Origin of the sequence: Staphylococcus sp. GDY8P54P (genome assembly GCF_017892645.1) — a bacterium.
Classification (GTDB): Bacteria; Bacillota; Bacilli; order Staphylococcales; family Staphylococcaceae; genus Staphylococcus; species Staphylococcus ureilyticus.
Genome location: NZ_JAESLN010000010.1, coordinates 105883 through 118370, shown reverse-complemented (window position 1 = coordinate 118370; position 12488 = coordinate 105883). Strand labels below are relative to the sequence as shown.

The 12488-nt window shown below is 29.7% G+C and carries 22 protein-coding genes; 17 read left to right on the top strand and 5 right to left on the bottom strand.

The annotated features are described in order from the left end of the window. Window positions 1-375 precede the first annotated feature (375 nt). The 11 genes from KA883_RS06430 (at window position 376) to KA883_RS06380 (ending at window position 6994) form a co-directional block, all read left to right on the top strand. The gene (locus tag KA883_RS06430) at window positions 376-834 is read left to right on the top strand and encodes a hypothetical protein (protein ID WP_245337599.1); all 459 of its coding nucleotides are present in this window, start codon (window positions 376-378) and stop codon (window positions 832-834) included. 12 nt (window positions 835-846) lie between these two features. Then, the gene (locus tag KA883_RS06425) at window positions 847-1056 is read left to right on the top strand and encodes a hypothetical protein (protein WP_019469467.1); all 210 of its coding nucleotides are present in this window, start codon (window positions 847-849) and stop codon (window positions 1054-1056) included. Next, on the top strand, window positions 1016-1654 hold the full coding sequence (locus tag KA883_RS06420) for an HAD family hydrolase (protein ID WP_210139916.1): 639 nt from the start codon (window positions 1016-1018) through the stop codon (window positions 1652-1654). Before KA883_RS06425 ends, KA883_RS06420 begins: the two co-directional genes overlap by 41 nt. 12 nt (window positions 1655-1666) lie before the next feature. Then, the gene (locus tag KA883_RS06415; RefSeq protein WP_040030199.1) at window positions 1667-2122 is read left to right on the top strand and encodes a hypothetical protein; all 456 of its coding nucleotides are present in this window, start codon (window positions 1667-1669) and stop codon (window positions 2120-2122) included. A gap of 1542 nt (window positions 2123-3664) precedes the next feature. Continuing rightward, window positions 3665-4027 carry a pathogenicity island protein gene (locus KA883_RS06410; RefSeq protein WP_481906483.1) on the top strand — a complete coding sequence of 121 codons (363 nt, stop codon included), beginning with the start codon at window positions 3665-3667 and terminating at the stop codon, window positions 4025-4027. Window positions 4028-4062: 35 nt separating this feature from the next. Next, window positions 4063-4569, top strand: coding sequence for a phage terminase small subunit P27 family (locus KA883_RS06405; RefSeq protein ID WP_210139915.1), 507 nt, complete (start codon window positions 4063-4065; stop codon window positions 4567-4569). A 16-nt stretch (window positions 4570-4585) separates the two neighbouring features. Then, complete coding sequence (locus tag KA883_RS06400; RefSeq protein WP_192945212.1) at window positions 4586-4990, top strand: hypothetical protein; 405 nt, start codon at window positions 4586-4588, stop codon at window positions 4988-4990. A gap of 17 nt (window positions 4991-5007) precedes the next feature. Then, window positions 5008-5544, top strand: a complete 537-nt coding sequence (locus tag KA883_RS06395) for a spore coat protein (protein WP_192945211.1) — start codon at window positions 5008-5010, stop codon at window positions 5542-5544. Next, window positions 5541-5867: a hypothetical protein gene (locus KA883_RS06390; protein ID WP_210139914.1), complete on the top strand. Its 327-nt coding sequence runs from the start codon at window positions 5541-5543 to the stop codon at window positions 5865-5867. Before KA883_RS06395 ends, KA883_RS06390 begins: the two co-directional genes overlap by 4 nt. Continuing rightward, complete coding sequence (locus tag KA883_RS06385) at window positions 5860-6207, top strand: hypothetical protein (protein ID WP_210139913.1); 348 nt, start codon at window positions 5860-5862, stop codon at window positions 6205-6207. Before KA883_RS06390 ends, KA883_RS06385 begins: the two co-directional genes overlap by 8 nt. Window positions 6208-6601: 394 nt before the next feature. Further along, window positions 6602-6994, top strand: a complete 393-nt coding sequence (locus KA883_RS06380) for a YolD-like family protein (RefSeq protein ID WP_064209740.1) — start codon at window positions 6602-6604, stop codon at window positions 6992-6994. A 187-nt stretch (window positions 6995-7181) separates the two neighbouring features. On the opposite strand, the gene KA883_RS13585 is transcribed toward KA883_RS06380, so the two are convergent. The 5 genes from KA883_RS13585 to KA883_RS06355 form a co-directional block, all read right to left on the bottom strand. Continuing rightward, a complete protein-coding gene (locus KA883_RS13585) occupies window positions 7182-7655 on the bottom strand; it encodes a midas domain-containing protein (protein WP_233432646.1) in 474 nt (157 codons plus the stop codon). A gap of 1034 nt (window positions 7656-8689) precedes the next feature. Continuing rightward, entirely contained in the window at window positions 8690-8923 is a 234-nt protein-coding gene (locus tag KA883_RS06370; RefSeq protein WP_046207085.1) for a hypothetical protein, read from the bottom strand. A 22-nt stretch (window positions 8924-8945) separates the two neighbouring features. Then, entirely contained in the window at window positions 8946-9083 is a 138-nt protein-coding gene (locus KA883_RS06365; protein WP_176745325.1) for a hypothetical protein, read from the bottom strand. 24 nt (window positions 9084-9107) lie between these two features. Next, complete coding sequence (locus tag KA883_RS06360) at window positions 9108-9314, bottom strand: hypothetical protein (RefSeq protein ID WP_046207084.1); 207 nt, start codon at window positions 9312-9314, stop codon at window positions 9108-9110. A gap of 64 nt (window positions 9315-9378) precedes the next feature. Beyond that, entirely contained in the window at window positions 9379-9579 is a 201-nt protein-coding gene (locus KA883_RS06355; protein ID WP_046207083.1) for a hypothetical protein, read from the bottom strand. 189 nt (window positions 9580-9768) lie between these two features. On the opposite strand from KA883_RS06355, the gene KA883_RS06350 reads away from it, so the two are divergent. The 6 genes from KA883_RS06350 (at window position 9769) to KA883_RS06325 (ending at window position 12371) form a co-directional block, all read left to right on the top strand. Beyond that, on the top strand, window positions 9769-9948 hold the full coding sequence (locus KA883_RS06350; protein ID WP_046207082.1) for a hypothetical protein: 180 nt from the start codon (window positions 9769-9771) through the stop codon (window positions 9946-9948). A gap of 139 nt (window positions 9949-10087) precedes the next feature. Then, the gene (locus KA883_RS06345; protein ID WP_052722062.1) at window positions 10088-10279 is read left to right on the top strand and encodes a hypothetical protein; all 192 of its coding nucleotides are present in this window, start codon (window positions 10088-10090) and stop codon (window positions 10277-10279) included. 117 nt (window positions 10280-10396) lie between these two features. Further along, window positions 10397-10642, top strand: a complete 246-nt coding sequence (locus KA883_RS06340; RefSeq protein ID WP_046207081.1) for a hypothetical protein — start codon at window positions 10397-10399, stop codon at window positions 10640-10642. A 40-nt stretch (window positions 10643-10682) separates the two neighbouring features. Then, on the top strand, window positions 10683-10901 hold the full coding sequence (elxI1, locus tag KA883_RS06335; protein WP_046207080.1) for an epilancin biosynthesis-related protein ElxI1: 219 nt from the start codon (window positions 10683-10685) through the stop codon (window positions 10899-10901). Window positions 10902-11458: 557 nt separating this feature from the next. Continuing rightward, entirely contained in the window at window positions 11459-11710 is a 252-nt protein-coding gene (locus KA883_RS06330) for a GlsB/YeaQ/YmgE family stress response membrane protein (protein WP_046207079.1), read from the top strand. 130 nt (window positions 11711-11840) lie between these two features. Beyond that, complete coding sequence (locus tag KA883_RS06325) at window positions 11841-12371, top strand: hypothetical protein (RefSeq protein WP_046207078.1); 531 nt, start codon at window positions 11841-11843, stop codon at window positions 12369-12371. The last annotated feature ends 117 nt before the right edge of the window (window positions 12372-12488 follow it).

Here is a 12488-nt window from a genome sequence, read left to right as displayed (position 1 = left end):
AAGGTTTGCAGACAAAAGTGGTAATGGAATTTCATTTTTTAAGAAGTTAATATATAAAATAACTAAAAAGTAGGACATTAATATATAAGAAGTTTTTTCTCTATTTTCATTCTTTCATTACCAGTAAACTGCTATAACTGTTGTGGGAGTAGGTAAAACAGGTGGTAATGAACTGGTAATGGTGGTAATGAACTGGCGTTTTTGGTAACGAAATAAAATAAGTAACGGACAAAAAGGAGAATAAGAAAATGAGATACCTATATAACAGTGGTAACAGATATGGAACATTAGTAACTAAAAACAATACACACCGTGTGATTATAGAATTAACTTATTAAACATATTTCAAAACAGGAGGACTCATAAACTGTGTTAATGCATTCAATACCAACTGATCCATTCAAATTAAATAATAAGAAACTCAATATTAACGATATTAAGAATTTAGAAATTGCTAACAAACCTATTTGTCACATCTATAAAACACAGGGCAAGTATCAGTATTTAGAAATAGACTTTATAACATGTGATTGGTGTTTGTCGAGTTTAGGACAGGCAACCCTGCAATCAAGGTTAAATACTGAATCAATCTTCTTGTGGTTAAGAGGATATAATTTGAAACTCAATTATAACAGTGTAGGGCATATGACAATATATTTACGTGGTGATCATTTAGCGATTAATTATTTACTAGATGAAATTAATAAACTCACTGCAGATGCTAAATATTGGCAGAAATACAGAGATGGTAAACGTATGTTAGAAATTGATAGAAATAGTCACTATGTTATGCCGACCCACCATATTAAAGGTAATACACAGAAAATAAGTTAAGGGAGTGTTTCCATGAATCACAAACGGATAGCACATCAGATTCTAGCTCGTTTACCAACCCATGTGAACAATGTATCTGTTAGGTATATTGATTCACTGGTAAGGCAATATGCTAGAAATAAGAAAGACTTTAGTGCAATAAAGCGAATAATAAATCAAAAACGAAAGAAGGCATTTAATTATGGTAAAAACAGTACAAGACAATACAATCAATATCTTTGATAATCAAATCTATGATAAGGGTGTTAAGGCAAAAGAGATTAAACAGAAATACCATCAGCTAACAAATCGTATTAAACAGCTTAATAGTAAAATTACACATTACCAAAATAATGATGAATTTGCAGAAGCAACAAAATTAAAAAGTCTACAATCAGATTTAGAACAAGAATTAATCGAAGTCGACGAACAACTTAACTCATCAGATTATAAAGTAACTGAAGAAGAATTTGAGCAGTTCTACAAGGCATACAACAAAGAAATGACAGGATTTAAGGATGAACATCAAAAACTAGCGAAAGAGATGCAGGATAAACTGCAAGATGTTGTAAAAGTGTATCGTAAAATGATTGAGAATAAAAATGAGGCTGGTCGTCGTATATCTCGTGAACGTTATGTTAAGCAAGAGAAAAATAATCCTGGTAACATTCACAACCAGTATAAAGGCCAAATGTTAGCCCACGAAATTAAATTAGGTGATGGTGATAAATACGATGAACAAACAACGCCACGTGGTTATGCATGGAGAGTCGAACAAGCATTAGATGCCGTTTCTCGTGATGAGTTCCAAAAATATCATTATGGCAAGAAACAATGGTAAGGATGTGAGTATATGCTAACAACAATCAAACAATCAGATAATAACGTTAAATATAATAAGCAAAAGAATCGAATTACAGTACAAGCACTTACGACAGATAAACCTGTAGAAATGGGAACGACCAAAACAGTAGATCCTAACTATCAGACATTTAAACCATATGAGTTAGATAACAATGTATTTCAAGCATTAAAAGACAATGACAAGCTATGTGTGATGTTAGACAACAATAAGGATAGTAATATCCTAGCATCGATACATCGCGGCAATTTAACAGTGGTAGTTAATAAAGGACTGTATGGACTGTCTATAGAAGTGGATGACAAACCAATTATGCAAGAATTTATAAAGTTAGTGCAGCATAACAAAGTTAAGAGTGTACAAATCTATACAGATGAAGTGACATCGATGAATAAGCTCATTGAAAAGATTGGTAAAATAAAAGCAATTTCTATTAATACTAGATAATATAAAGTAGCATTATGACGGCGTTCATGGTATAATATAGATATTAAAGATATACTAAATCTTTAATGTTGAGCGCTCAGTATTAAAGTCTAAATTAGCCATTGGGCATTTAACTCCTTGTTATTTTCATTAGTTCCTAGTTCTTCTGTACGTTGGTTTAGGCCATCACTATTAATTGGTGGTGGTCTTTTCTTAAAGTATATATGTGAAAGTAATCACAATGATATATGTGGAACGCATTCAATGTGTAGCAGATACTTCAACATAGTATATAAAAGCACATGCAGTTATAAGACCCAAGTATTAAAGGTGCAGGCAAACAATGAGCATAGATAATAAAGCGCCATCTGTTATAAAGTGCCCAAGCATTAAAGACACTGTGTATTAAAGCACACTGCTTATTAAGGTGGATAGTTTAGAGGACTGCACAATAAAGTACGCAGTGATTAAGCTACCTACATTAAAGGTCAGACTATTGAACACAGAGTTTATAAGGTCATTACATTAAGTAATCAAACTCATTGTGCAAAGAGTTTCATTTGTTTGTTGTGATTGTTCATTGATAATAAAGAGAAGAAACAAATTATAATTTAAAATGATTCAATCAATTAACTTAAATCATTTGTTCTTATTTAACTAACATTAATTGTTTGTTAATGATTTTCTGTTTAGTTTCATTGTTGATTGTGTTCAGAATATAAATGATTTCTATTGTTGTTTCAATTGTGAAGTTCATTCATCAAATCAAAAAGGAAATGTTAAAGATAAAAGTAAATTGAGATTTGAATTACAAAATGTTTGTGAGAATAAATTTAAAAAGTAAATCGAAAACTAAATTAAGATTCTGATTTCAAATAAAAAATTTAAATAATAATTATTGTGATTAGATGATAAGTAACAACAATATGAGAAGCACAAACGAGTTACTAATCGTTATGACTAAGCGTGAATGGTTTGCTTATATACAATGGTGTTTGTAGCCATTTAGAGAATGATACAGCGCATGTATAGATGATTATATATTAAGTGTTACAAGCTGTTAAATAGTGTGTGAAAGCTGCTTAAATAGATAGATTAAAAGTGAATGAAAAAGCTGATTAAGAGCGAAATTTTTAGTTATAAATATACTTAAATAAAGCAAGTGTAAATTAAATGGTATGAATAATTTTAATGGGATAGATATTTTAATCGGGCAGTGAAAATAATACTGGAGATTATAAAAAAAGAAAATGAAATTTGAAAAAACAATTTCTAAATTTAAAGGGAGGCGTTGAATTTGCGCCCAGCCTTTTTAAAAATGAATTAAACGAGCCCATCTTATCTGTAACCGCATCTTGATATTAAAAGGTAAAATTGTGTAATTTTTCACAATATATACAGGCGATATAGATTAAATTTAAGTACATAACGCCCTATTATCAAGATAATCATGTTCTCAACGCAATATAGGGCTTTTCTCAGTAGCGATTATCGATGAATTAGTAAAGTTTTTAAAACCAATATGGTCAATCTATTTTCGAGGTTGGTCGAAGATTAAAACATGTGAAAGAAAATAATTTGCAATATGGAGAGTTTGGAAAATGGTTAGACGAAATTGGTATTGACCACACTTTTGCTAAAAGGTCTATGAAAATTTCTAGTGAGTTAAATATAGATAGTGCACATGTGCACCAATTAGGTATTAGAGCTTTAACTCAAATAGTGTCTTTACCAGAGGAAACGAGAGACGAAAAACACGAAACTTCTACTGGTGAAATGAAAACACCTTACGAAATGACTAATAAGGAACGTGAAGAATTTAAACGCCAACTCAAACAACGCGACGAACAAAACGCCCAACTCCAATCACAACTTGAACAATCACAACGTTCTGAATCAATTGCACGTAAGCAATTAGAGAAATAAATTTCAATACATAATATTTATAGGAGATGATATAAATGTCACAGAGAAAACTATTATCACAACAAAAAGCTTATCGTACCAAAGATGTACAAGAACAAAGAAATGCGACTGAGAAAGCTATGAATGAGCTTACACCTTTATCAAAAGAACCACCCGATTTTTTAGACGATGATGCTATTCAAGAATGGTATAGAGTGCTTCCACTCATTAATGAATTACCTATAAAAGATTTAGACAAAGGTCTGCTTGCTACTTATTGCCAAACATATAGTAACTACAAAAATGCCACACTCAAAATTCAAGAAAAAGGTATGGTGGTTGTGACTGAGCGTGGAAGTAAGCTCTCACCTCATTACACAATACAAAGGGATAGCGTGAATACAATGAACGCCATTTGTCCCAAATTAGGCTTAACTGTTGAGGCACGTCTCAAGATTATGGAACCTAAGACAAAAAATGAGTATGATCCTGTAGGTGATTTTGTGATAGGTAAGAAGCCTAAATCAGTATATGAAGAGTTTGGCATAGGTAATGATGATTAATGTGTTGGAAAAGTAAATGGATTATGCACAACAGCTAGAAAGAATAGAGGCGAAGAAAGCAAAAGAAAGGATGGCGACCAACAAGAAGGGTACGGTCCCGGGACCGTACGCTAAAAAAGGTGAAACACGAGAGATTGTTGGAAAAAAAGTTGGTTTTGGAAGTGGTCGTACTTATGGGAGAGCAAAATACATTTATGAAAATGCTGTTGAAACAACTAACCAAAGGTTAAATGTAATGCTAAATGCTAAAGATTTAATTGACGATTTACAAGAGCGTGCTAAAGCAAATCAAGGAAAACGGAATGACTTAACTTTTAGTTCACCTGAACCAAAAGTTAATAAAGCACCAGTTTACGAAAACAAACAAATCGCTGAGATGGCTGGTGTTAGCCCTTCAACAGTAATGAGAGCTAATAATTAAAGAAATGAGGTTATACAATGCTTCTAAAATCATATAAGCAAGTATTAAGATATTATCCTGCAGAAAAGATAACCGAATACGAGCTATTAACTGCTTATAATCCCGTGTTTATTAATCGTAAAATACAAACCATTGAAGAACAAATCGAATGTATGTATAGCCTTAATACGTCGCACATGACATGTGATGATGTGATGGGTGTAGTCACAACTTCATATCCTTTAGAAAAGTTAGTATGTTGGATTGTTGAGAAAAAAGACGAGCTGGATAGATATAAAAAACAATCAAATAAACGACTAAATTTGGTTAAAAAGCTAATCAAACACTATCCTTCGCATGAACAAAAGGATATCATTCGATACATGCAGTCAAATGGCTCATATAAGCCACACAAAACGATTGAGAAACTGCAAAAAGATTTATATCAAGTCCATCATAAAAACCGTTCACAACGCCGTGAGAAGCATATACAAGCCAATAAAGTGATTTATAATGACTATATCGAAACAAAACGTAAAAGCCTGCAAAATGAACGTGAGGTGCTTGCCATATGATTATTGAGTATCAAGATGTGAACTATAAAATGTTATCCAAGTATATGTTGAACTATCACAGACTTTGTGACTGGTACATCAACAGACCTCATAACGTCAATGACCTTCAGTACCGAAATATATGTGATGTGGTTAAAGGTATAACTGCTGTATATAATAATTCTTCTTTATTAAAGCAACAAGTTATCAAGTTGACGTGGTGGGACAAGGAAAACTTATCAGATGACGTTATTTGCGACATCATCGGCATTAAACAAAGGGCATTGTTGCGTGCTAGAACGTCTATATTAGATCGATTGGCGAGTGAAATCGGCTATGTATGATAAAAAGACGATTAAACAGTTTATATTGAGTTGTCACGAGCATATTAACGATGATTATGAAGATAAACCCATTGAAACAGATGATTTCTTTGAGTTAGGTGCTGAAGTTGGCCATAAGCGTATAGATCAAATGAATACAGAAGATGCGATATTTTTAAACGAGCTAGAATTGGCCGCCGAAACGGTAGGAACATTCAAAGAGTTTAATTTGTTTTTACTGATGGTAGAGGGGAAAACTTACAAAGATATGGCTCGTATATTCGAAGTAGGCGAGCAGAGAGTTAAGCAGATGTTAGACAAGTTAATAGTTAAAATGATTGAATATTTGCAATATAACTAAAATTGTATATAATAGGTAATGGAATCACTTATCACTTTCTAACGAATACACACTAGACGACTTTTAAAGTCGTCTTTTTATTTGGTTATTAATACAACTAAATTTTTTAATCACATTAGAGTGAGTATAAAATAGGCTTATTCTAATATTTAATGCTTTAGTAAACTTACATACAGCTATATATATTATTTTATAATTATTAAATTTCTCATACCAATTGTCAAAGTATGTTACAGGTGGTAATTTGCTTGATATTTCAATGTCATGTTAAAATATATTTATCAGTTTTTTAGTAGCATCATAACTCTTAATTTACAAGGCAGACAGTCTAGTCTGGCTTTTTTTTATTTACAATAACGAACATATGTTCTATTATATTTATTGAGGTGATACTATGATGCCAGATAAATATAAAAATGAAACAGACTATCGTAAAATACCACGTGAATATCTTAATCCACGCATACCACAAGGACGTGGCATGGTTAAATGGCAACCATTCAAGACTATGCCTGAACAGTATGAGAGGTTAGAGCAATACATACTAGACCAAAATAAAATTGAGAGACCTATATTAAGTGAAGATCAATTAAACGAGTTAAATGATACATTAGTATATAAGATGTTTCATGATCCATCACTTACAGTCAGCTATTATAAAGATGGTTACATTGAAAATGTAGAGGGTATCATTCACAAAGTGGGTGACTTAGAGCAATGCTTATACATCCATGTAGAAGATGAGTTAAGAAAAATTAGCTTGATGGATATTGTAGACATAAAATAACCTGCACTAAGTACAGTGCAGGTCTCAGAGATATACTCATAAATCAATATAAAGGTAGTTAAGTAGTGGTATTTGTTATATATCCATAGTGTGTCATCTTAAACATTACTTTAACAAATTTTATAAGTTGTTTAGTTCCTTAAAGATAAAATATATAGGGCAAGGATAACTACCCATAGAATAAAATTTAAGACGGAGAGTTTTGTAGTCCATGTGGTGAATCTTTGCTTAACTCTCTCATACGTTCAATTTCTTCATCTGTAGGATTATCCATATCAATACCTTCGTTAATTACTTGATCTCTTGCTGGATTATCTATAACTTCTTCTTGCGTTTGTGGTTCTTGATATTGTTGTCGTTCTTGAGATTGAACAGGTTCTTGCTGTTGCTGCTCTTCTTGATATTGGTCGTTTTGTGCTTGTTGATTTTGTTTTTCTTCGTTATCTGCTACTTGTTCAGAACTTTTATCATCTGTTTTAGATTTTTCTTCATCTAATTTCTTATTGTCTTTTTTACTATTATCAGACTTCTTATCATCTTTCTTACTTTCTTCACTAGATGACTTCGTTTCCTTCTTATCTTCTGATTTACTTTCCTCTTTATTTCCACATGCAGTCAAAACTAAAAAACTTGCTAATAATAAAAATAAAACCTTTTTCATTTAATAGTCTCCCTTAAAAATAAATTATTAACTTAATTGTACTACATTTAAAAATAAATAGTGATAACAAAAAGTTATGATTAAAGATATTAAGTAATAAAATACTTATAATTCGATGGAAATTATAGGAGATTATGGAACATTTTACGAACAACTATACATTAATTCATTTCTCGATGCAGCACAGAGCGAATGTCAGAGTTGTGATGGGCAATCGTAGTTATAACAACACATTTGAGATAGTGATTAATGAAATAAGACCTCAAAAAAAGAGTATGTACTAATGAAAAAACTCAAGTTTTAATATTGTTTATGTATCTATATATATATGAAGTTATGTTTAGTAATATAAAAATGGTAATAAATAAAATGTAATAATAAGTTTGTAAATTCCATACCTCTCTATTTTATAAAAGGTAGTGATATATTTCACGTTCTGAGAGAAGGTCTGTGTTGCGTTGAGAAGTTATAAGATGGATAATTATATTTACAATACTTATATAGGATTAATATTGTGAGTATAAAGAAAATATTTGAAAAATTAATGAAAGTTTTAGCTTTAAAACAGTTTGATAAAAGCAATTAAAAAGCATGATTATTTTTGTTTAAAAGATAGTTGCAAGTATACTAATGTTAGTAACATAATTTCGTTTAAAATTGAAATGGCAGAAAAATGATTAACTTGAAATTAAAATTTCGCAAAAATTTCGCAAAGATGCGAAATAATATGAATGTTCATAGACTTTCAAAACAAAAAATATGTTTGTAAATGCTGAAATGTCAGGGTTTTGAGCGTTGGTGGTAACTTATGGAATGGTGATATGTTAAAGAAGAACAATAATAGATATTGTATCTGAAAACCCCGTAGGCATATACCTACGGGGTTATTTTTGTGTGTTTTATATTTTTGGAAAGGGCATTAAACTTTGCTCAAGGGTAAGAAATTACTAATTTTAAATAAGTGTATTTTAAGTTTTTTAAGTGAACTTTCTATAATTTCATTATTGTTGAAGTTTGTATAGTGATGATTTAGATTAATCGTCATCATCTAATAAATTTGTAACATTTACAATGATTTCTCTTGTATCAACATTAAACGATACATCATTTCCATAACTTAGTGATTTAACTTTTATAGTATCATTTTCCAATTTTAAATATAGGGCAACGTGTTGATAGTTTTCTAAAATAACTAGTGTATCTTCGTCTCTGACTATATTATATGATCCTTTGCCATTAATTGTAACTGTCCAATTATTGAATTCCATGATACCCATCTCCTTTTATATACTATGTTTCTTTTTCTAATCCTAAAATAACCATTAACACAACTGAAATGAGCATGAATGGTACAAAAATAGATGTTATTAAAAATCCGCCAATCACGATTAGGTAAAATTCATCAATTTTATATTTGCCAAATTGCATAATATCACTTCTCATAAAGTTATATTACTTCTTGTTATAATCATCTATCGTAACGCCATCTTTTTCTATTTTTTTCGTACTAGCCCGTATTAATAAAATTGCATTACCCATAAAGAGTACTGCTAATATTAATGAAGTGGTAAATCCACTAATATTTGTATAATTAAAAATTATGAGTGTTATCATTAAAATGATATTAATTGTATGGTGTATAGCCATTCTCTTATTCACTTTCTTCACCCCTCAGGTATTGATTCTCTATTTTTAAAATTTGGATTCAAAAATTTGTAATGAACTACCCAGCATTATTGTATTTTGACTCGAAATCCATGAGTGCAATAGTATAATTTTTCCACCATGAATCTTTTTGATAATATTCTAAAAGTACTTTTAATTCCATAATACTATATGTAACTGTGCAATCTGCAAATATCAAAGGATAAGATAGTGTATGTCCTTCATACCAAAAACCCATATCATCAATTAATCTATTCAAATTATGTCAACTCCTAGAATACTTTGGGGGTGTTGCTATTTATTCGTATAACTTTGATGTATTTAAGTATCATATTGCTTAAATCATATATATGATTTAAAAATTTTTATTTTTTTGATGGATACAACATATGCTTTATAAAAAGTATGTTAGCATTGAAATAATATTATAACAAAAAGGGGTAATTATATGTGGAATAATATTGAGATAATTGTTTCATTTATTATATTTGTAGGTGCGCTTATATTTGCTGTTTATTCATTTTACAATAATTCTATTACAGTTGGCGTTGGTGCTTTAATTGTGACTACAGTAAATATCTATTACATGATTAAGGCATTAAGAGCTAAAAGAGAAGATAATTACTAAGTGTAGATAGTGTATTAAAGAAATATAGAGACATTTGGATAATTCAGCACATTATTAATAAATTAACTCAATATATAAATTTATGTAAATACGAGTGAAATATTTTTCTAAAAGTATTAGTTCAACAGGAGTGAGAAATTTGAGAAATAATATGGATATGAGTTTTATGATTGCTAATTTTATGAATATAATTTTAGTATTATTATTTGCTTTTGGTACATTCAATCATCTTAATGTTTTTCTTACCGTGATTTTTGCAATAATAACTGTTTTAAATGCAGGTTTTTTGCTTTATAAAAGTATTGAAATTTCAAAGAAAAGTAACCGTTAAAAGGCTTAACTAAAGTGCTTTCTACCTTTATAGTCCACTCATAGAAATTTAAAAAACATAAATACTAATCATAAGTATTTTAAAATGAATGTTCTTATTGCATTTGGGAGGCATTTTATGAATCATGAAAATAATAAGAAAAAATATAAGACAATAGAAGTTATAGCAAACACTTTTGGCATAGTAGCTTTGATCTTAGTATTTGCCTCATTGATTCTAGCTTTGATCTTTGAATGGAAATTTCTGGACTATGTTGTTAACGGGTCTAGTATACTTATTATACTAAGTTTAATCATAGGTGCGATACCACACGTTATGGAAAAAATATCAAGAAAATCATTTTTGATTTTCTCTTTATTGTAATTATAGCGTTTATTTTTTATAACTTATAAGGGGGCTATACATGAAACTTATCACTAAAATTTTAGATGTTTTAGTATGGATATGCGTTATTTTATTGTTTAGTAAGTATATTGTTAAATATGCGAATATGATGTTTGATTGGAATTTAAGATGGTATTTTCTTGAAGATATTCCTCATTTAGCATTGATATTATTTATTTTACTATTTGTATTTGCAGTACCTTCTGAAATGATAAAAGAAAAACATAATAATGAATAAAGTCATACATCATATTTTTGTGTTATTTGAAAAGAAGATTTGGAATGATTTTGAAGATATTAGCCATCTTTTTATAAATCAATCTCTTTCTAGCGCTATATTTAGGTAAAAAGTATAGTGCTTTGAAACAAAAAACTGCATCAAATCAATGTTTTGAAAGTTATCAAATTCAATGATACATATAGATAAGTTTATAATATAGCTGTCTATCATTATAGTTATAATCCCTTATTGCATTAAATGAAAAAATAAAATTATAAGATGAAATCAAGCACATGTTACAAATTTAAGATTTACATTACTGTCACGTAGTTTTATAATTAGTTTTGCATGCCCACGGGTGTGCGAAAATGAGGAGATGGGTTTTCTGTGTGCCCTTGGGCATGCAGAAGATTCATAACTCCCGTTATAAGGCCCCTTTTATTAGGGGTCTTTTTGTATTTAAAAACATTGATTACCATTTACGTAAATAAAGTAACTGTGGTATTGTATTTTCATGTTGATTATCGTAATATTCATGTGTTTAAAAATATACGAATAAAAAGGAGTTTATGCATATGAGTTTTATAATAATGATCATTGTAGGTGGCCTTATCGGCTGGATTGCAGGTGCTATCGTAGGTAAAGATATTCCAGGAGGTATCATTGGTAATATTGTTGCTGGTCTAATTGGTTCTGCGATTGGTAGTAGATTGCTTGGTACTTGGGGCCCAGTATGGGGCGGCGTACCAATTTTCCCTGCATTGATTGGGTCAATTGTATTTATATTTATCACTTCACTTATTATTAGTGCGCTAAGAAAAAAATAATTAAGATAAATCGACTTACAAAAAGTTAGAAAAAATTTTTATTATAACGGGTAGAAATTATGATCTTTTTTGTGAAAATATTACGATAATCAACGACCATCTCTCAATGATAATATAAAGGTGGTTTAGTATGATAAACATTATTTCAGCTATTGGTTCTATTGGAACTTTTATAATGGCACTATTTTATTTTGTTTCAGTTTCAATACAACTGTACCAAATGAAAATAAGTTTTATTCCTGCGCTTGGATTTAATCAAATTTTACTTTCTTTAGATAAAGATAATCAATTACAAATGATTAATACAAGTTCTGATTCTGTTGAACACCAAGATTATTTGAAAATTTTTAATCTAGGTGGCGGAGCAGCAAAAGATATTAAGATTGAAATTATTCTTAATGAAGATAACGTAATTCAAAAGAAATATGTAAGTATATTACCAAGTAAAGAAGGTTATTTATTACCAATTAATAAAGATGTTTTTGATGAATTGCAAAGTACCATTCAAAATAATGGTTATGAATCTAATTTAAATATTAGAATTAATTATTATCATAACGTTAGTAGAAAAGTAAAAACAATCATGTTAAATGGTAAATTAGATAGATTTAATACGTATGATGAAAAAGAACTTTATGAATTACAATTTATTAATAAATAATACTATTTGTGCTTTGTGCATATATAAATATATTTATGAAAAACACTCATTAGATAACTTTAGGGTTATGGTGAGTGTTTTTGTTATGTTTTATGACATAGATTTGCTGTAGATATG